The 20,295-nt window shown below is 54.2% G+C and carries 13 protein-coding genes, 6 tRNA genes and 2 rRNA genes; all 21 read left to right on the top strand.

The genetic code is table 11. From position 1 onward, the window contains the following. Positions 1 to 7: 7 nt before the first annotated feature. Positions 8 to 84: transfer RNA gene (locus F8N62_RS11855), tRNA-Ile, on the top strand. Positions 85 to 112: 28 nt separating this feature from the next. Further along, a tRNA-Ala gene (locus F8N62_RS11850) sits at positions 113 to 188 on the top strand. A 236-nt stretch (positions 189 to 424) separates the two neighbouring features. Beyond that, positions 425 to 3,316, top strand: a 23S ribosomal RNA gene (locus F8N62_RS11845). Between the two features lie 154 nt (positions 3,317 to 3,470). Further along, positions 3,471 to 3,586, top strand: a 5S ribosomal RNA gene (gene rrf, locus F8N62_RS11840). Positions 3,587 to 3,723: 137 nt separating this feature from the next. Continuing rightward, positions 3,724 to 4,683 carry a bifunctional biotin--[acetyl-CoA-carboxylase] ligase/biotin operon repressor BirA gene (gene birA, locus F8N62_RS11835; protein ID WP_150711094.1) on the top strand — a complete coding sequence of 320 codons (960 nt, stop codon included), beginning with the start codon at positions 3,724 to 3,726 and terminating at the stop codon, positions 4,681 to 4,683. Next, the gene (locus F8N62_RS11830; protein WP_150711093.1) at positions 4,673 to 5,422 is read left to right on the top strand and encodes a pantothenate kinase; all 750 of its coding nucleotides are present in this window, start codon (positions 4,673 to 4,675) and stop codon (positions 5,420 to 5,422) included. The genes birA and F8N62_RS11830 overlap by 11 nt, the downstream gene beginning before the upstream one ends. A gap of 7 nt (positions 5,423 to 5,429) precedes the next feature. Then, positions 5,430 to 5,882 (top strand): hypothetical protein, encoded by a 453-nt coding sequence (locus F8N62_RS11825; RefSeq protein WP_150711092.1) that lies wholly within the window; start codon positions 5,430 to 5,432, stop codon positions 5,880 to 5,882. 142 nt (positions 5,883 to 6,024) lie between these two features. Further along, a tRNA-Tyr gene (locus tag F8N62_RS11820) sits at positions 6,025 to 6,109 on the top strand. A gap of 23 nt (positions 6,110 to 6,132) precedes the next feature. Then, positions 6,133 to 6,206: transfer RNA gene (locus F8N62_RS11815), tRNA-Gly, on the top strand. Positions 6,207 to 6,232: 26 nt separating this feature from the next. After that, positions 6,233 to 6,308 (top strand) — tRNA-Thr (locus tag F8N62_RS11810). 84 nt (positions 6,309 to 6,392) lie between these two features. Next, on the top strand, positions 6,393 to 7,586 hold the full coding sequence (tuf, locus tag F8N62_RS11805; protein WP_007896619.1) for an elongation factor Tu: 1,194 nt from the start codon (positions 6,393 to 6,395) through the stop codon (positions 7,584 to 7,586). Positions 7,587 to 7,639: 53 nt separating this feature from the next. Further along, positions 7,640 to 7,715, top strand: a tRNA-Trp gene (locus tag F8N62_RS11800). 45 nt (positions 7,716 to 7,760) lie between these two features. Continuing rightward, entirely contained in the window at positions 7,761 to 8,129 is a 369-nt protein-coding gene (gene secE, locus F8N62_RS11795; protein ID WP_007896620.1) for a preprotein translocase subunit SecE, read from the top strand. Positions 8,130 to 8,138: 9 nt separating this feature from the next. Next, positions 8,139 to 8,672, top strand: coding sequence for a transcription termination/antitermination protein NusG (gene nusG, locus F8N62_RS11790; protein ID WP_007896622.1), 534 nt, complete (start codon positions 8,139 to 8,141; stop codon positions 8,670 to 8,672). Positions 8,673 to 8,789: 117 nt separating this feature from the next. Further along, the gene (gene rplK / locus F8N62_RS11785) at positions 8,790 to 9,221 is read left to right on the top strand and encodes a 50S ribosomal protein L11 (RefSeq protein ID WP_003210097.1); all 432 of its coding nucleotides are present in this window, start codon (positions 8,790 to 8,792) and stop codon (positions 9,219 to 9,221) included. Beyond that, entirely contained in the window at positions 9,221 to 9,916 is a 696-nt protein-coding gene (gene rplA / locus F8N62_RS11780) for a 50S ribosomal protein L1 (protein WP_003186095.1), read from the top strand. The genes rplK and rplA overlap by 1 nt, the downstream gene beginning before the upstream one ends. A 198-nt stretch (positions 9,917 to 10,114) precedes the next feature. Beyond that, positions 10,115 to 10,615 carry a 50S ribosomal protein L10 gene (gene rplJ / locus F8N62_RS11775; protein WP_007896629.1) on the top strand — a complete coding sequence of 167 codons (501 nt, stop codon included), beginning with the start codon at positions 10,115 to 10,117 and terminating at the stop codon, positions 10,613 to 10,615. Between the two features lie 80 nt (positions 10,616 to 10,695). Further along, on the top strand, positions 10,696 to 11,061 hold the full coding sequence (gene rplL / locus F8N62_RS11770) for a 50S ribosomal protein L7/L12 (protein ID WP_007896630.1): 366 nt from the start codon (positions 10,696 to 10,698) through the stop codon (positions 11,059 to 11,061). Positions 11,062 to 11,281: 220 nt separating this feature from the next. Beyond that, the gene (rpoB, locus tag F8N62_RS11765; protein ID WP_064680059.1) at positions 11,282 to 15,355 is read left to right on the top strand and encodes a DNA-directed RNA polymerase subunit beta; all 4,074 of its coding nucleotides are present in this window, start codon (positions 11,282 to 11,284) and stop codon (positions 15,353 to 15,355) included. A gap of 64 nt (positions 15,356 to 15,419) precedes the next feature. After that, complete coding sequence (rpoC, locus tag F8N62_RS11760; RefSeq protein ID WP_017341073.1) at positions 15,420 to 19,619, top strand: DNA-directed RNA polymerase subunit beta'; 4,200 nt, start codon at positions 15,420 to 15,422, stop codon at positions 19,617 to 19,619. Between the two features lie 216 nt (positions 19,620 to 19,835). Next, complete coding sequence (gene rpsL, locus F8N62_RS11755) at positions 19,836 to 20,207, top strand: 30S ribosomal protein S12 (protein WP_002555494.1); 372 nt, start codon at positions 19,836 to 19,838, stop codon at positions 20,205 to 20,207. Positions 20,208 to 20,295: the final 88 nt, after the last annotated feature.

The following is a 20,295-nucleotide window of genomic DNA, read 5'->3' as shown; positions in this document are numbered from 1 at the left end:
CGAAATTGGGTCTGTAGCTCAGTTGGTTAGAGCGCACCCCTGATAAGGGTGAGGTCGGCAGTTCGAATCTGCCCAGACCCACCAATTTTTGTGTGGGAACCTGTAGCAATACGGGGCCATAGCTCAGCTGGGAGAGCGCCTGCCTTGCACGCAGGAGGTCAACGGTTCGATCCCGTTTGGCTCCACCACTACTGCTTCTGATTGTATAAAGCTTAGAAATGAGCATTCCATCGTTGTGATGGTGAATGTTGATTTCTAGTCTTTGACTAGTTCGTTCTTTAAAAATTTGGGTATGTGATAGAAAGATAGACTGAACGTTACTTTCACTGGTAACGGATCAGGCTAAGGTAAAATTTGTGAGTTTAATCGCGAATTTTCGGCGAATGTCGTCTTCACAGTATAACCAGATTGCTTGGGGTTATATGGTCAAGTGAAGAAGCGCATACGGTGGATGCCTTGGCAGTCAGAGGCGATGAAAGACGTGGTAGCCTGCGAAAAGCTTCGGGGAGTCGGCAAACAGACTTTGATCCGGAGATGTCTGAATGGGGGAACCCACCTAACATAAGTTAGGTATCTTAAGCTGAATACATAGGCTTAAGAAGCGAACCAGGGGAACTGAAACATCTAAGTACCCTGAGGAAAAGAAATCAACCGAGATTCCCTTAGTAGTGGCGAGCGAACGGGGACTAGCCCTTAAGTGGCTTTGAGATTAGCGGAACGCTCTGGAAAGTACGGCCATAGTGGGTGATAGCCCTGTACGCGAAAATCTCTTAGTCATGAAATCGAGTAGGACGGAGCACGAGAAACTTTGTCTGAATATGGGGGGACCATCCTCCAAGGCTAAATACTACTGACTGACCGATAGTGAACTAGTACCGTGAGGGAAAGGCGAAAAGAACCCCGGAGAGGGGAGTGAAATAGATCCTGAAACCGTATGCGTACAAGCAGTGGGAGCCCACTTTGTTGGGTGACTGCGTACCTTTTGTATAATGGGTCAGCGACTTATTTTCAGTGGCGAGCTTAACCGAATAGGGGAGGCGTAGCGAAAGCGAGTCTTAATAGGGCGTCTAGTCGCTGGGAATAGACCCGAAACCGGGCGATCTATCCATGGGCAGGTTGAAGGTTGGGTAACACTAACTGGAGGACCGAACCGACTACCGTTGAAAAGTTAGCGGATGACCTGTGGATCGGAGTGAAAGGCTAATCAAGCTCGGAGATAGCTGGTTCTCCTCGAAAGCTATTTAGGTAGCGCCTCATGTATCACTGTAGGGGGTAGAGCACTGTTTCGGCTAGGGGGTCATCCCGACTTACCAAACCGATGCAAACTCCGAATACCTACAAGTGCCGAGCATGGGAGACACACGGCGGGTGCTAACGTCCGTCGTGAAAAGGGAAACAACCCAGACCGTCAGCTAAGGTCCCAAAGTTATGGTTAAGTGGGAAACGATGTGGGAAGGCTTAGACAGCTAGGAGGTTGGCTTAGAAGCAGCCACCCTTTAAAGAAAGCGTAATAGCTCACTAGTCGAGTCGGCCTGCGCGGAAGATGTAACGGGGCTCAAACCATACACCGAAGCTACGGGTATCACTTAGGTGATGCGGTAGAGGAGCGTTCTGTAAGCCTGTGAAGGTGAGTTGAGAAGCTTGCTGGAGGTATCAGAAGTGCGAATGCTGACATGAGTAACGACAATGGGTGTGAAAAACACCCACGCCGAAAGACCAAGGTTTCCTGCGCAACGTTAATCGACGCAGGGTTAGTCGGTCCCTAAGGCGAGGCTGAAAAGCGTAGTCGATGGAAAACAGGTTAATATTCCTGTACTTCTGGTTATTGCGATGGAGGGACGGAGAAGGCTAGGCCAGCTTGGCGTTGGTTGTCCAAGTTTAAGGTGGTAGGCTGGAATCTTAGGTAAATCCGGGATTCTAAGGCCGAGAGCTGATGACGAGTGTTCTTTTAGAACACGAAGTGGTTGATGCCATGCTTCCAAGAAAAGCTTCTAAGCTTCAGGTAACCAGGAACCGTACCCCAAACCGACACAGGTGGTTGGGTAGAGAATACCAAGGCGCTTGAGAGAACTCGGGTGAAGGAACTAGGCAAAATGGCACCGTAACTTCGGGAGAAGGTGCGCCGGTGAGGGTGAAGGACTTGCTCCGTAAGCTCATGCCGGTCGAAGATACCAGGCCGCTGCGACTGTTTATTAAAAACACAGCACTCTGCAAACACGAAAGTGGACGTATAGGGTGTGACGCCTGCCCGGTGCCGGAAGGTTAATTGATGGGGTTAGCTAACGCGAAGCTCTTGATCGAAGCCCCGGTAAACGGCGGCCGTAACTATAACGGTCCTAAGGTAGCGAAATTCCTTGTCGGGTAAGTTCCGACCTGCACGAATGGCGTAACGATGGCGGCGCTGTCTCCACCCGAGACTCAGTGAAATTGAAATCGCTGTGAAGATGCAGTGTATCCGCGGCTAGACGGAAAGACCCCGTGAACCTTTACTATAGCTTTGCACTGGACTTTGAATTTGCTTGTGTAGGATAGGTGGGAGGCTTTGAAGCGTGGACGCCAGTTCGCGTGGAGCCAACCTTGAAATACCACCCTGGCAACTTTGAGGTTCTAACTCAGGTCCGTTATCCGGATCGAGGACAGTGTATGGTGGGTAGTTTGACTGGGGCGGTCTCCTCCTAAAGAGTAACGGAGGAGTACGAAGGTGCGCTCAGACCGGTCGGAAATCGGTCGTAGAGTATAAAGGCAAAAGCGCGCTTGACTGCGAGACAGACACGTCGAGCAGGTACGAAAGTAGGTCTTAGTGATCCGGTGGTTCTGTATGGAAGGGCCATCGCTCAACGGATAAAAGGTACTCCGGGGATAACAGGCTGATACCGCCCAAGAGTTCATATCGACGGCGGTGTTTGGCACCTCGATGTCGGCTCATCACATCCTGGGGCTGAAGCCGGTCCCAAGGGTATGGCTGTTCGCCATTTAAAGTGGTACGCGAGCTGGGTTTAGAACGTCGTGAGACAGTTCGGTCCCTATCTGCCGTGGACGTTTGAGATTTGAGAGGGGCTGCTCCTAGTACGAGAGGACCGGAGTGGACGAACCTCTGGTGTTCCGGTTGTCACGCCAGTGGCATTGCCGGGTAGCTATGTTCGGAATAGATAACCGCTGAAAGCATCTAAGCGGGAAACTAGCCTCAAGATGAGATCTCACTGGGACCTTGAGTCCCCTGAAGGGCCGTCGAAGACTACGACGTTGATAGGTTGGGTGTGTAAGCGCTGTGAGGCGTTGAGCTAACCAATACTAATTGCCCGTGAGGCTTGACCATATAACACCCAAGCAATCTGTGAACTCGAAAGAGGCCAGATTGCGGTGTGTGAAGACGCAATGAACCGAAAGTTCGAGAGCAACACACAAATCTATCGCATACCCATTCGCTGGAGCGTGATCTCGCAAGAGAGCACGAACTGGCTACCGAATTTCTTGACGACCATAGAGCATTGGAACCACCTGATCCCATCCCGAACTCAGCAGTGAAACGATGCATCGCCGATGGTAGTGTGGGGTTTCCCCATGTGAGAGTAGGTCATCGTCAAGATTAAATTCCGAAACCCCTATCTGCGTATGCAGGTAGGGGTTTTGTTTTGTCTGAACAAAAAATCTGCCAAGTACAGTTTCTATGCAAGGGCTCAAGGCATGGCTATCATGCGGGCCTCATTGTAAGGCGAGACTTGCATGCTGACGTTGTTAAAGCTTCTTAAGGATGGCCGATTTCATTCAGGCCAGGCCCTTGGCGCCGCTTTGGGTGTCAGTCGTAGTGCCGTATGGAAACAGCTTCAGCTTTTAGAGGCTGAGCTTGGATTGTCCATCCATAAAGTGCGCGGGCGCGGCTATCAATTGGCTTCGCCGTTGACGTTGCTCGATGCTTCGGCGATCGCAGCGCATGCGCCTTCTTGTGATTGGCCTATCCTGGTTTTCGAATCTATTGATTCCACTAATGCCGAAGCCCTTAGAGCAATAGAGCGTGGTCAGGCAGCGCCATTCCTTGTACTTGCCGAGCGGCAGACTTCTGGTCGTGGACGTCGTGGCCGAAAGTGGGCGAGCCCTTTCGCGGAAAATATCTATTACAGTCTGGTGCTGCGTATTGACGGCGGCATGCGTCAACTTGAGGGGCTCAGCCTTGTTGTCGGGCTGGCAGTCATGCACACCCTGCGGGCCTTGGGGGTTTCGGAGGCAGGCTTGAAGTGGCCCAACGATGTTCTGGTTGGTCAGAAAAAGATCGCGGGGATCTTGCTTGAGTTGGTAGGAGATCCTGCTGATGTTTGCCACGTGGTGCTTGGTGTTGGAATTAATGTGAACATGCAGATGACCTATGAGGTTGATCAGCAGTGGACGTCCATGCGTCTCGAGTCGGGGCGGGCATTTGATCGCAATCATCTGGTTGCGCAGTTGGGCCAGACGCTTCAGGTCTATTTGAATCGACATCAGGTCGATGGATTTCCCGCAATCCAGGTCGAGTGGGAGCAAAATCATCTATGGCAAGGGCGGGCAGTATCGCTGGTCGCAGGTGTTAACCAAATAGACGGCGAAGTGCTAGGGATTGACAGGCAGGGTGCTCTTCGCTTGAAGGTGGATGGTGTGGAAAAAGTATTTAGTGGTGGAGAACTCAGCTTGAGGTTGCGTGATGATTCTTGAGCTCGACTGCGGAAACAGTTTTATCAAATGGCGAGTGCTCGCTGCGGATGCCCGCCAGACGGTTGGTGAGGGAGTGGTCGATTCGAATCTCGCTTTACTGGAGAGTTTGAGTGCGACGAAGGGGATCGCGCTCAAATTCTGTCGTTTGGTAAGTGTAAGAACGGCCGAGGAAACCAGTGCGTTGGTCTCGCTATTGGAGGGGGCTTTTGGGGTGACTGCAGTCTGCGCGACGCCCTCTCGCGAAATGTCCGGTGTTCGTAATGGCTATGAAGAATTCGAGCGGCTGGGACTTGATCGCTGGCTGGCGATGCTTGGAGGTTTCCATTTAGCATCTGGTGCTTGCCTGGTGCTCGATTTCGGCACTGCAGTCACTGCGGACTTCATCGCTATGGATGGAGAGCACCTCGGTGGTTTCATTTGTCCGGGAATGCCATTGATGCGCAATCAGTTGCGTACTCATACCCGTAAAATTCGTTATGGGGACCTGGCCGCTGAACGCGCCATGGAAAGTCTTGTACCAGGTCGGACGACCGTCGAAGCGGTAGAGCGGGGCTGCTCGCTGATGCTCAGGGGGTTTGTACTGACGCAGCTAGACCTCGCACGTAGCTATTGGGGATCGGATTTTTCTGTATTCCTGACCGGTGGGGATGCCGGGCTGGTTTCCGAGGTTGTACCTGAGGCCAGAGTGGTTCCAGATCTGGTATTTATAGGTCTGGCTATGGCATGCCCTTTGTCCTGAGGTCCTTATGCGTTGGCTGTTCCTGCTTCTGCTTGTTCTGAATGTCTTCTACTACATCTGGCACCAACAAGAGGCCCCTCTGCGCGCGAAGGATGTCACGCCTTTGAGTCTGTATCGGGGAGGGCAAAAGGATATCCGGCTGTTAAGCGAGACGACGGGTGTGACCGCTGATGCAGCCCCTGATAAAGGAAAGGCTGCTCAGCCAGACAATAGCTGTTTGTATCTCGGTGGTTTTGTTCGTCAAGAAGCGCTTCAGGCGGTGGAGCGGCGCTTGAATGGCATGGAAATAAAGTACCAGCTCCTGGCAAAGGATCTTCCTGAGTTAGCTGGTTACTGGCTTCTCGTTGCTCCGGAAAGCCGGCGCTGGCTGGGAGAGGTTCAGTTGCAAAACCTTTCCAGAGAATTCAATGAGTTAAAACATAAAATAATGCCCTGTGAGGGGGTTGCACCCGCTGAATAGTTTGAATAGAATGGCGCCCGCTTCGCAGTGAAGACCTTTGAAGGTTGACGGTGCGAGGCGAGGTCAACGCAGCTAACCTCAGGTTTTTAATGAGAAAATGCTTGACAGAAGGCTGGCATGATATAGAATGCCGGCTCGCTTAGGAGGGGTTCCCGAGCGGCCAAAGGGATCAGACTGTAAATCTGACGTCTACGACTTCGAAGGTTCGAATCCTTCCCCCTCCACCATTTTTAGCGAGAGCTGCAAGCTCGCGGGTATAGTTTAGTGGTAGAACCTCAGCCTTCCAAGCTGATGATGCGGGTTCGATTCCCGCTACCCGCTCCAAGTTTGCAGGTCATGCGCAGCGTTACGCTCTTGTAGCTCAGTTGGTAGAGCACACCCTTGGTAAGGGTGAGGTCAGCGGTTCAAATCCGCTCAAGAGCTCCATATAACAAGGCAGATATGAAAATATCTGCCTTTGTTTTAATGGCTTGTTTGACTTGCTCAATTCTTCTCCTAGGGGTGATTTTGATGGCTAAGGAAAAGTTCGAACGTAATAAGCCGCACGTCAACGTGGGTACCATTGGTCACGTCGATCACGGTAAAACTACTTTGACTGCTGCCTTGACCCGTGTCTGCTCCGAAGTTTTCGGTTCGGCGAAGGTTGACTTCGACAAAATCGATAGCGCCCCTGAAGAAAAAGCTCGTGGTATCACCATCAACACCGCTCACGTTGAGTACGATTCGGCCGTGCGTCACTACGCACACGTTGACTGCCCTGGTCACGCCGACTACGTAAAAAACATGATCACCGGTGCTGCTCAGATGGATGGTGCGATTCTGGTTTGCTCGGCCGCTGATGGTCCGATGCCGCAAACCCGTGAGCACATCCTGCTGTCCCGCCAGGTTGGCGTTCCGTACATCGTTGTCTTCCTGAACAAGGCTGACATGGTTGACGACGCTGAGCTGCTGGAACTGGTTGAGATGGAAGTGCGCGACTTGCTGAGCACTTACGATTTCCCAGGTGATGACACTCCGATCATCATTGGTTCTGCGCTGATGGCGTTGAACGGTCAAGACGACAACGAGATGGGTACCACTGCCGTCAAGAAGTTGGTTGAGACGCTGGATAGCTACATTCCGCAGCCTGAGCGCGCTATTGATAAGCCGTTCCTGATGCCGATCGAGGATGTGTTCTCGATCTCCGGTCGCGGTACTGTTGTGACTGGTCGTGTTGAGCGTGGCATTGTCCGCATTCAGGAAGAAGTCGAGATTGTTGGTCTTCGTGACACTGTCAAAACTACTTGCACTGGTGTTGAGATGTTCCGCAAGCTGCTTGACGAAGGTCGGGCGGGTGAGAACTGCGGCGTTCTGCTGCGCGGTACGAAGCGTGATGATGTTGAGCGTGGCCAGGTTCTGGTCAAGCCGGGCACCGTCAAGCCACATACCAAGTTCACTGCTGAGGTTTACGTTCTGAGCAAGGAAGAAGGTGGTCGTCATACGCCATTCTTCAAGGGTTATCGTCCGCAGTTTTACTTCCGTACAACTGATGTGACTGGTAACTGCGAGCTGCCAGAGGGTGTTGAAATGGTGATGCCGGGTGATAACGTTCAGATGACCGTTACCCTGATCAAAACCATCGCGATGGAAGATGGTCTGCGTTTTGCAATTCGTGAAGGCGGTCGTACCGTCGGCGCGGGTGTCGTAGCCAAAGTCATCGAGTAAGTTGTTGTAATGTCTTTTTCGGGCCGGCATAATGGTCGGCCTGATTTTGTTTTAGGTCAGTAGCTCAATTGGCAGAGCGACGGTCTCCAAAACCGTAGGTTGGGGGTTCGATTCCCTCCTGACCTGCCAGATTCACTTGGTGTGTCTGGCTTTCTTTTCACAGGATCTTCATAGATGACTCCTAAAGCTGAAGCTCAAGGCTCTCGCTTCGATCTGCTCAAGTGGCTAGTAGTAGTCGCTTTGGTGGTTGTTGGCGTTGTTGGCAATCAGTATTACTCTGCTTCGCCGATCCTGTACCGCGTACTAGCATTGCTCGTCATTGCTGCTGTAGCTGCCTTTGTAGGCCTGCAGACAGTCAAGGGCAAGTCTTTCTTTGTACTGGTTAAGGAAGCTCGCACCGAGATTCGTAAAGTCGTATGGCCAACTCGCCAAGAAACCACGCAGACCACGTTGATTGTTGTGGCTGTTGTTCTGGTTATGGCGTTGCTGTTGTGGGGGCTTGATTCCCTGCTCGGCTGGCTTGTTTCCTTGATTGTCGGCTAAGGGTGTCCCGTGGCTAAGCGTTGGTACGTTGTGCATGCTTACTCCGGTTACGAGAAGCATGTCATGCGCTCGTTGGTAGAGCGCGTAAAGCTGGCTGGCATGGAAGATGGCTTTGGCGAAATTCTGGTTCCCACTGAAGAAGTGGTTGAAATGCGTAATGGCCAGAAACGCAAAAGCGAGCGCAAGTTCTTCCCAGGTTATGTGCTGGTCCAGATGGACATGAACGAGGGTACTTGGCACTTGGTCAAGGATACTCCTCGGGTGATGGGTTTCATTGGCGGTACCGCTGATAAGCCTGCGCCGATCACAGATAAAGAAGCAGAAGCGATTCTGCGTCGTGTTGCTGATGGTAGCGACAAGCCTAAGCCGAAGACGTTGTTCGAGCCGGGCGAGTCGGTCCGCGTCAACGACGGACCGTTTGCCGATTTTACCGGTACGGTTGAAGAAGTTAACTACGAAAAGAGCCGGATCCAAGTGGCAGTGCTCATTTTCGGTCGCTCTACTCCGGTAGAGCTCGAGTTCAGCCAGGTCGAAAAGGTCTAGCTGGACAAGCATCCCAACCCCGCAGCCCTAGGCTGTGGGGTTTTGTCGTCACTGGGATAAACGCGCAAGTAACCGGGGAGCCTTTCGAGGCGTTCGAACCCGTAATTGGAGTGCCTCATGGCCAAGAAGATTACCGCTTACATCAAGCTGCAAGTGAAGGCCGCTCAGGCTAACCCAAGCCCACCTGTTGGTCCTGCTCTGGGTCAGCACGGCGTGAACATCATGGAATTCTGCAAGGCTTTCAACGCCCGTACTCAGGGTATTGAGCCAGGTCTGCCGACTCCAGTGATCATCACTGTCTACAGCGACCGTAGCTTCACTTTCGAAACCAAATCCACCCCTGCTTCGGTTCTGCTGAAGAAGGCGGCCGGTCTGACTAGCGGTTCCGCTCGTCCGAACACCGTTAAGGTTGGCACCGTGACCCGTGCTCAGCTGGAAGAAATCGCGAAAACCAAAAACGCGGATCTGACTGCAGCTGATATGGATGCAGCCGTGCGCACTATCGCCGGTTCTGCTCGTAGCATGGGCCTTAACGTGGAGGGTGTGTAATGGCTAAGTTGACCAAGCGTCAAAAGGCTATCGCCGGCAAAATCGAAGCAGGCAAGGCCTACAATTTTGTAGACGCTGCTGCTTTGCTGGCTGAGCTGTCGACTGTCAAATTCAGCGAGTCGTTTGACGTTGCTGTAAACCTGGGTGTTGACCCGCGTAAATCCGACCAGGTCGTTCGTAGCGCTACTGTGCTGCCGCACGGCACTGGCAAGACTGTTCGCGTTGCTGTGTTCACCCAGGGTCCAGCTGCTGAGGCCGCTCTGGCTGCCGGCGCTGACCGTGTAGGTATGGACGACCTGGCTGCCGAAATGAAAGGCGGCGACCTGAACTATGACGTAGTTATCGCATCCCCGGATGCAATGCGCGTTGTGGGTCAGTTGGGTCAGATCCTCGGTCCACGTGGCCTGATGCCTAACCCTAAAGTCGGTACCGTAACTCCAGACGTAGCTACCGCGGTTAAAAACGCCAAGGCTGGTCAGGTTCGTTATCGCACCGACAAAAACGGCATCATCCACACTTCCGTTGGCAAGATTGGCTTTGATGCCGTCAAGCTGAAGGAAAACGTTGAAGCCCTGATCGCTGATCTGAAGCGTATCAAGCCAGCTTCCTCGAAAGGCATTTACGTCAAGCGCGTTACCCTGAGCACCACTATGGGCCCAGGTCTGGTCATCGACCAAAGCTCGCTCGACGCGTAAGACACAGATTGGCGCAAGCGATTGCGCCAATTGAAAGATTGGGGTCCCTGCCTGGCGGGGGCTATCCAAGACCGTAGGCGACGCAAGTCTTAAACCTCAAGCCTACGCAGATGGTGCTCCCGGTTCCTTACCGAATCAGACACCAAAACGACATCCGGCTCCGGTTGGATGAAACGGTAACAAGCAGGAGTTAAACCCGTGGCAATTAAACTCGAAGACAAGAAGGCCATCGTCGCTGAAGTCAACGAGGCTGCCAATGTTGCCCTGTCTGCTGTTGTGGCTGATGCCCGCGGTGTGACAGTAGGCGCTATGACCGGACTCCGTAAAGAGGCTCGTGAAGCTGGCGTTTACGTACGTGTTGTACGTAACACCCTGCTCAAGCGCGCCGTTGCTGGCACTCAATATGACGTGCTCAACGACGTGTTCACTGGCCCGACCTTGATCGCATTCTCCAAAGAACATCCGGGCGCTGCTGCTCGTATCTTCAAAGAATTCGCAAAAGGTCAGGATAAGTTCGAGATCAAGGCAGCTGCGTTCGAGGGCAAGTTCCTCGCAGCTAATCAGATCGACGTACTGGCAAGTCTGCCGACCCGTGACGAAGCAATTTCTCAGCTGATGAGCGTGATTCAAGGCGCAACCAGCAAATTGGCTCGTACTCTGGCGGCCCTTCGCGACCAGAAAGAAGCTGCCGCAGCCTAAGGCTGAGCAACTCCTTTCAGCGTTTATTGTTTATTTCGATGGCCGCGTAGGCTGTCACCCCAATACAGGAATTTATAGTCATGTCTCTGACTAACGACCAAATCATCGAAGCAATCGGCGAAAAATCCGTTCTGGAAATCGTTGAGCTGATCAAGGCCATGGAAGAGAAGTTCGGCGTTTCTGCTGCCGCTGCTTCCGCTGGTCCAGCTGCTGTTGCTGCCGTTGTTGAAGAACAAACTGAATTCAACGTCATGCTGACCGAAGCTGGCGAGAAGAAAGTTAACGTGATCAAGGCAGTACGTGAACTGACCGGTCTGGGCCTGAAAGAAGCCAAGGCAGTAGTTGACGGCGCTCCTGGCATCGTTCTGGAAGCTGTTTCGAAAGACGCAGCTGACAAAGCAAAAGCCACTCTGGAAGAAGCAGGCGCTAAAGTCGAGCTGAAGTAAGCATCGACTTTGCTCCTCCAGCCCGAGCGTTAAGCGAAAGGCTGATGGCTGGTGGCTCTTGCCACCGGCCTTTTTCCGTTATTGGCAGCCGACTGGGTCGGTGCTGGTAACGAGCTGTAACCACCCGATGCGGTGGCGCAAACCATGGGGTTTGCACGATTTTCTGGCTGCTCCCGTCGGGAGGGGCCAAACAAGCAGGTGACCAAGCTGGGGAACGCTGATGGCTTACTCATATACTGAGAAAAAACGTATCCGCAAGGACTTTAGCAAGTTGCCGGACGTCATGGATGTGCCGTATCTCCTGGCAATCCAGCTGGATTCGTATCGTGAATTCTTGCAGGCGGGAGCGACTAAAGATCAGTTCCGCGACGTGGGCCTGCATGCGGCCTTCAAATCCGTTTTCCCGATCATCAGCTACTCCGGCAATGCTGCGCTGGAGTACGTCGGTTATCGCCTGGGCGAACCGGCATTTGATGTCAAAGAATGCGTATTGCGCGGTGTAACTTACGCCGTACCTTTGCGGGTAAAAGTGCGCCTGATCATTTTCGACAAAGAATCGTCGAACAAAGCGATCAAGGACATCAAAGAGCAAGAAGTCTACATGGGTGAAATCCCCCTGATGACTGAGAACGGTACCTTCGTAATCAACGGTACCGAGCGTGTAATCGTTTCCCAGTTGCACCGTTCCCCGGGCGTGTTCTTCGATCACGACCGTGGCAAGACGCACAGCTCCGGTAAACTGCTGTACTCCGCGCGCATCATTCCTTACCGCGGTTCGTGGCTGGACTTCGAGTTCGACCCGAAAGACTGCGTGTTCGTGCGTATCGACCGTCGTCGCAAGCTGCCTGCATCGGTATTGCTGCGCGCGCTCGGCTATACCACTGAAGAAGTGCTCGACGCGTTCTACACCACCAACGTTTTCCATCTGAGCGGCGAAACCCTCAGTCTGGAACTGATTGCTTCGCGTCTGCGTGGTGAAATTGCTGTTCTGGATATTCAGGACGAGAAGGGCAAGGTCATCGTTGAGGCTGGTCGTCGTATTACTGCGCGCCACATCAACCAGATCGAAAAAGCCGGTCTCAAGACCCTGGAAGTGCCACTGGACTACGTCCTTGGTCGCACTACCGCCAAGGCCATCGTGCATCCGGCAACCGGCGAAATCCTGGCAGAGTGCAACACCGAGCTGAACACCGAGATCCTGGCCAAAATTGCCAAGGCTCAGGTTGTTCGCATCGAAACTCTGTACACCAACGATATCGACTGCGGCCCGTTCGTCTCCGACACACTGAAGATCGACTCCACCAGCAACCAATTGGAAGCGCTGGTCGAGATCTATCGCATGATGCGTCCAGGGGAGCCGCCAACCAAAGACGCTGCCGAGACTCTGTTCAACAACCTGTTCTTCAGCCCTGAGCGCTATGACCTGTCTGCGGTCGGCCGGATGAAGTTCAACCGTCGTATCGGTCGTACCGAGATCGAAGGTTCGGGCGTGTTGTGCAAGGAAGACATCGTCGCGGTACTGAAGACTCTGGTCGACATCCGTAACGGTAAAGGCATCGTCGATGACATCGACCACCTGGGTAACCGTCGTGTTCGCTGCGTAGGCGAAATGGCCGAGAACCAGTTCCGCGTTGGCCTGGTGCGTGTAGAGCGTGCGGTCAAAGAGCGTCTGTCGATGGCTGAAAGCGAAGGCCTGATGCCGCAAGACCTGATCAACGCCAAGCCAGTGGCTGCGGCGGTGAAAGAGTTCTTCGGTTCCAGCCAGCTTTCCCAGTTCATGGACCAGAACAACCCGCTGTCCGAGATCACCCACAAGCGTCGTGTGTCTGCACTCGGCCCTGGCGGTTTGACTCGTGAGCGTGCTGGCTTTGAAGTGCGTGACGTACACCCGACACACTACGGTCGTGTATGCCCGATTGAAACGCCGGAAGGTCCGAACATCGGTCTGATCAACTCCTTGGCCGCCTATGCGCGCACTAACCAGTACGGCTTCCTCGAGAGCCCGTACCGTGTGGTGAAAGACGCTCTGGTCACCGACGAGATCGTATTCCTGTCCGCCATCGAAGAAGCTGATCACGTGATCGCTCAGGCTTCGGCCACGATGAACGACAAGAAAGTCCTGATCGACGAACTGGTAGCTGTTCGTCACTTGAACGAGTTCACCGTCAAGGCGCCGGAAGACGTCACCTTGATGGACGTATCGCCGAAGCAGGTAGTTTCGGTTGCTGCGTCGCTGATCCCGTTCCTCGAGCACGATGACGCCAACCGTGCGTTGATGGGTTCGAACATGCAGCGTCAAGCTGTACCAACCCTGCGCGCTGACAAGCCGCTGGTCGGTACCGGCATGGAGCGTAACGTAGCCCGTGACTCCGGCGTTTGCGTCGTGGCTCGTCGTGGTGGCGTTATCGATTCCGTCGACGCCAGTCGTATCGTGGTTCGAGTTGCTGATGATGAAGTTGAAACCGGCGAAGCTGGTGTCGACATCTACAACCTGACCAAGTACACCCGCTCCAACCAGAACACCTGCATCAACCAGCGTCCGCTGGTGCGTAAAGGTGATCGGGTTCAGCGCAGCGACATCATGGCCGATGGTCCGTCCACCGACATGGGTGAACTGGCGCTGGGTCAGAACATGCGCATCGCGTTCATGGCGTGGAACGGCTTCAACTTCGAAGACTCCATCTGCCTGTCCGAGCGTGTGGTTCAGGAAGATCGCTTCACCACGATCCACATCCAGGAACTGACCTGTGTGGCGCGTGACACCAAGCTTGGGCCAGAGGAAATCACTGCAGACATCCCGAACGTGGGTGAAGCTGCACTGAACAAGCTGGACGAAGCCGGTATCGTTTACGTAGGTGCTGAAGTTGGCGCAGGCGACATTCTGGTAGGCAAGGTCACTCCGAAAGGCGAGACCCAGCTGACTCCGGAAGAAAAACTGTTGCGTGCGATCTTCGGTGAAAAAGCCAGCGACGTAAAAGACACTTCCCTGCGCGTGCCTACCGGCACCAAGGGTACTGTCATCGACGTACAAGTCTTCACCCGCGACGGCGTTGAGCGTGATGCTCGTGCACTGTCCATCGAGAAGACTCAACTCGACGAGATCCGCAAGGATCTGAACGAAGAGTTCCGTATCGTTGAAGGCGCCACTTTCGAACGTCTGCGTTCCGCTCTGGTCGGCCACAAAGCCGAAGGCGGCGCCGGTCTGAAGAAAGGTCAGGACATCACCGACGAAGTTCTCGACGGTCTTGAGCATGGTCAGTGGTTCAAACTGCGCATGGCTGAAGATGCTCTGAACGAGCAACTCGAGAAGGCTCAGGCCTACATCGTGGATCGCCGCCGTCTGCTGGACGACAAGTTCGAAGACAAGAAGCGCAAACTGCAGCAGGGCGATGACCTGGCTCCAGGCGTGCTGAAAATCGTCAAGGTTTACCTGGCAATCCGTCGCCGCATCCAGCCGGGCGACAAGATGGCCGGTCGTCACGGTAACAAAGGTGTGGTCTCCGTGATCATGCCGGTTGAAGACATGCCGCACGATGCCAATGGCACCCCGGTCGACGTCGTCCTCAACCCGTTGGGCGTACCTTCGCGTATGAACGTTGGTCAGATCCTTGAAACCCACCTCGGCCTTGCGGCTAAAGGTCTGGGCGAGAAGATCAACCGTATGATCGAAGAGCAGCGCAAAGTCGCCGACCTTCGCAAGTTCCTGCACGAGATCTACAACGAGATCGGCGGCCGCAACGAAGATCTGGACAGCTTCTCCGACCAGGAAATCCTGGATCTGGCGAAGAACCTGCGTGGCGGTGTTCCAATGGCCACCCCAGTGTTCGACGGTGCCAAGGAAAGCGAAATCAAGGCCATGCTGAAACTGGCAGACCTGCCGGAAAGCGGCCAGATGCAGCTGACCGACGGCCGTACCGGCAACAAGTTCGAGCGCCCGGTTACTGTTGGCTATATGTACATGCTGAAGCTGAACCACTTGGTAGACGACAAGATGCACGCTCGTTCTACCGGTTCGTACAGCCTGGTTACCCAGCAGCCGCTGGGTGGTAAGGCGCAGTTCGGTGGTCAGCGTTTCGGGGAGATGGAGGTCTGGGCACTGGAAGCATACGGTGCTGCTTACACTCTGCAAGAAATGCTCACAGTGAAGTCGGACGATGTGAACGGCCGTACCAAGATGTACAAAAACATCGTGGATGGCGATCACCGTATGGAGCCGGGCATGCCCGAGTCTTTCAACGTGTTGATCAAGGAAATTCGTTCCCTCGGCATCGATATCGATCTGGAAACCGAATAACACGTGACGCGAATCGAGAGCGGGGCAGGATTGCCCGCTCTCTGCTCCGCCAGGAGGAAAGGCCTTGAAAGACCTACTGAATTTGCTGAAAAACCAGGGTCAAGTCGAAGAGTTCGACGCCATCCGTATTGGATTGGCATCGCCTGAGATGATCCGTTCGTGGTCGTTCGGTGAAGTTAAAAAGCCGGAAACCATCAACTACCGTACGTTCAAACCTGAGCGTGACGGCCTGTTCTGCGCCAAGATCTTTGGCCCGGTAAAGGATTACGAGTGCCTGTGCGGTAAGTACAAGCGCTTGAAGCACCGTGGTGTGATCTGCGAGAAGTGCGGCGTTGAAGTCGCGCTGGCCAAAGTTCGTCGTGAGCGCATGGCGCACATCGAACTGGCCTCGCCAGTCGCCCACATCTGGTTCCTGAAATCGCTGCCGTCGCGTATCGGCTTGCTGATGGACATGACCCTGCGTGATATCGAACGCGTTCTCTACTTCGAGAGCTATGTCGTTATCGACCCAGGCATGACCACCCTTGAGAAAGGTCAGCTGCTGAACGACGAGCAGTACTTCGAAGCGCTGGAAGAGTTTGGCGACGATTTCGATGCCCGCATGGGTGCCGAAGCTGTCCGTGAACTGCTGCACGCTATCGATCTGGAACACGAGATTGGCCGTCTGCGTGAAGAAATTCCGCAAACCAACTCCGAAACCAAAATCAAGAAGCTGTCCAAGCGTCTGAAGTTGATGGAAGCCTTCCAGGGTTCCGGCAACCTTCCAGAATGGATGGTGCTGACCGTTCTGCCGGTTCTGCCGCCAGATCTGCGTCCACTGGTCCCGCTGGATGGCGGTCGCTTCGCGACTTCCGACCTCAACGATCTGTATCGTCGAGTGATCAACCGTAACAACCGCTTGAAGCGTCTGCTCGATCTGTCCGCTCCGGACATCATCGTGCGCAACGAAAAGCGTATGTTGCAGGAAGCCGTCGATGCACTGCTCGACAACGGTCGTCGTGGCCGCGCTATCACCGGTTCGAACAAGCGTCCTCTGAAATCCCTGGCTGACATGATCAAGGGTAAGCAAGGTCGTTTCCGTCAGAACTTGCTCGGTAAGCGTGTTGACTACTCGGGTCGTTCGGTAATTACCGTAGGTCCGACCCTGCGTCTGCACCAGTGCGGTCTGCCGAAGAAAATGGCTCTCGAGCTGTTCAAGCCGTTCATTTTTGGCAAGCTGGAAATGCGTGGTCTCGCTACCACCATTAAAGCTGCCAAGAAGATGGTTGAGCGCGAGCTGCCAGAGGTTTGGGACGTTCTCGCCGAAGTCATTCGCGAACACCCGGTTCTCCTCAACCGTGCACCGACCCTTCACCGTCTGGGTATCCAGGCTTTTGAACCAGTACTGATCGAAGGTAAGGCTATCCAGCTTCACCCGCTGGTCTGTGCTGCGTACAACGCCGACTTCGACGGCGACCAAATGGCCGTGCACGTACCGCTGACACTGGAAGCCCAGCTGGAAGCGCGTGCGTTGATGATGTCGACCAACAACATCCTGTCGCCAGCCAACGGTGAGCCAATCATCGTTCCGTCGCAGGACGTTGTATTGGGTCTGTACTACATGACTCGTGAAGCGATCAACGCCAAAGGCGAAGGTCGTGTGTTCGCGGATCTGCAAGAAGTTGACCGTGTGTTCCGTGCCGGCGAAGCCGCACTGCACGCCAAGGTCAAAGTGCGGATCAACGAAACCGTTAACGATCGTGATGGTGGCAGCGTCAAGAACACCCGTATCGTCGACACCACTGTCGGCCGTGCGCTGTTGTTCCAGGTTGTTCCACCTGGCCTGTCGTACGACGTCGTCAACCAGCCGATGAAGAAGAAGGCGATCTCCAAGCTGATCAACCAGTGCTACCGCGTGGTTGGTTTGAAAGAGACCGTGATCTTCGCTGACCAGTTGATGTACACCGGTTTTGCCTACTCGACCATTTCCGGCGTTTCCATCGGTGTTAACGACTTCGTTATCCCGGATGAAAAAGCCCGCATCATCGGTGCTGCTACCGACGAAGTGAAAGAGATCGAAAGTCAGTACGCCTCCGGCCTGGTAACCCAGGGCGAGAAGTACAACAAAGTGATCGACCTTTGGTCCAAGGCGAACGACGAAGTTTCCAAGGCGATGATGGCCAACCTCTCGAAAGAGAAAGTCATCGACCGTCATGGCGTCGAAGTCGACCAGGAATCCTTCAACTCGATGTACATGATGGCCGACTCGGGCGCACGGGGTTCTGCTGCGCAGATCCGTCAGCTCGCCGGTATGCGTGGCCTGATGGCCAAGCCGGACGGTTCCATCATCGAAACGCCGATTACTGCGAACTTCCGTGAAGGTTTGAGCGTACTTCAGTACTTCATCTCCACTCACGGTGCTCGTAAAGGTTTGGCGGATACCGCGTTGAAAACTGCGAACTCCGGTTACCTGACTCGTCGTCTGGTAGACGTGGCGCAGGATCTGGTTGTGACCGAGATCGATTGCGGCACCGAGCATGGCCTGGTAATGACTCCGCACATTGAAGGCGGTGACGTTGTTGAGCCATTGGGCGAACGCGTATTGGGTCGTGTCATTGCCCGCGACGTATTCAAGCCAGGTACCGAAGAAGTTATCGTTCCTGCCGGCACGCTGGTAGACGAAAAGTGGGTCGAGTTCATCGAGCTGAACAGCATCGACGAAGTGATCGTGCGTTCGCCGATCAGCTGCGAAACCCGCTATGGCATCTGCGCCAAGTGCTACGGCCGTGACTTGGCTCGTGGTCACCAGGTGAACATCGGTGAAGCGGTCGGCGTTATCGCTGCCCAGTCCATCGGTGAGCCGGGTACCCAGCTGACCATGCGTACGTTCCACATCGGTGGTGCGGCAAGCCGGACCTCCGCAGCTGACAGCGTTCAGGTGAAGAATGGCGGTACTGTCCGTCTGCACAACCTGAAGCACGTTGAGCGAGTGGATGGTTGCCTGGTTGCTGTGTCCCGTTCCGGTGAGCTGGCAATCGCTGATGACTTCGGTCGTGAGCGCGAGCGCTACAAGCTGCCGTACGGTGCTGTAATTTCGGTTAAAGAGGGTGACAAGGTCGACGCTGGCGCAATCGTGGCCAAGTGGGATCCGCACACTCACCCGATCGTTACCGAAATGAAAGGTACCGTGACCTACGTGGGCATGGAAGAAGGCATCACGATCAAGCGTCAGACTGACGAATTGACCGGTATGACCAACATTGAAGTACTCGACGCCAAAGACCGTCCAGCTGCCGGTAAAGATATCCGTCCTGCTGTGAAGATGGTTGATGACAACGGCAAGGATCTGTTGCTGCCAGGCACTGACGTTATCGCTCAGTACTTCCTGCCAGCCAACGCCCTGGTCGGTGTTGCGGACGGTGCGAAGATCGCGATCGGTGATGTTATCGCTCGTATCCCGCAAGAGACTTCGAAGACCCGTGACATCACCGGTGGTCTGCCGCGTGTTGCCGACTTGTTCGAAGCCCGTCGTCCGAAAGAAGCCTCGATTCTGGCTGAAGTCAGCGGCACCATCGCGTTCGGTAAAGAGACCAAAGGCAAGCGCCGTCTGGTTATCACCCCGAACGACGGTAGCGATCCGTACGAAGAGCTGATTCCGAAGTGGCGTCACCTGAACGTCTTCGAAGGCGAACAGGTAAACCGCGGCGAAGTTATCTCCGACGGTCCAAGCGATCCACACGACATCCTGCGTCTGCTGGGTGTAAGTGCGCTGGCCAAGTACATCGTGAACGAGATCCAGGACGTTTATCGTCTGCAAGGCGTGAAGATCAACGACAAGCACATCGAGACCATCCTGCGTCAGATGCTGCGTAAAGTTGAAATCGCTGAATCCGGCGATTCCAGTTTCATCAAGGGCGACCAGATGGAATTGACTCACGTTCTGGTAGAGAACGAGCGTCTGGCTGGCGACGAGAAATTCGTTTCCAAGTTCACTCGCGTGCTGTTGGGTATCACCAAGGCGTCGTTGTCCACCGAATCGTTCATCTCGGCGGCTTCCTTCCAGGAAACCACTCGCGTACTGACCGAAGCGGCGGTAACCGGCAAGCGCGATTACCTGCGCGGCCTGAAAGAGAACGTGGTCGTGGGTCGTCTGATCCCGGCGGGTACCGGTCTGGCTTATCACAGCGAGCGTAAGCGCCGCCGTGATGCTGACAAACCGTTGCGCGTAAGCGCCAGTGAAGTGGAAGCTGCACTGACCGAAGCGCTGAACTCGAGCGGTAACTGAGTTCTGCGATAAATGAGCGTAAGGCCCTGATCGTCCCGTTCATCGAATCAAGACATTTTGTCGAGGTTGGATGAGCGGGAAGGTCGGGGCCTTGCCTTGACTGGGGGCAAGATCCTCTTTAGACTCTTGTACCCCTAAATTTGGCGGGAATTCGTTCCTGCCATTTTGCTTTTCTTGCAAGACAATAGCGTCGCAAGACAACAGTGGAGCTAGTAGATGGCAACTATCAACCAGCTGGTACGTCAGCCGCGTAAGCGTATCGTCGAGAAATCCGACGTGCCTGCGCTGCAGAACTGCCCGCAACGTCGTGGCGTATGCACCCGTGTGTATACCACCACGCCGAAAAAACCTAACTCGGCACTGCGTAAAGTATGCCGTGTGCGTCTGACCAACGGTTTCGAGGTTTCCTCGTACATCGGCGGTGAAGGCCACAACCTGCAAGAGCACAGCGTGGTACTGATCCGCGGCGGTCGTGTAAAAGACTTGCCAGGTGTTCGTTACCACACCGTACGCGGTTCTTTGGATACTTCCGGCGTTAAAGGTCGTAACCAGGGTCGTTCGAAGTACGGTACCAAGAAGCCTAAGTAGTAGTGGCTTTTTGTAAAAACTGATTTTCTATTTTTCTGAGTCGATAAGAGTAAGGTCGGAGGCGTCCCGAAAGGGCACTGATTCCGAG

The sequence above is a fragment of the Pseudomonas fluorescens genome (assembly GCF_902497785.1).
In the GTDB taxonomy this organism is placed as follows: domain Bacteria; phylum Pseudomonadota; class Gammaproteobacteria; order Pseudomonadales; family Pseudomonadaceae; genus Aquipseudomonas; species Aquipseudomonas fluorescens_BO.
The sequence above is the reverse complement of the archived record's forward strand: the minus strand, read 5'-3'. Positions and strand labels throughout refer to the sequence as shown.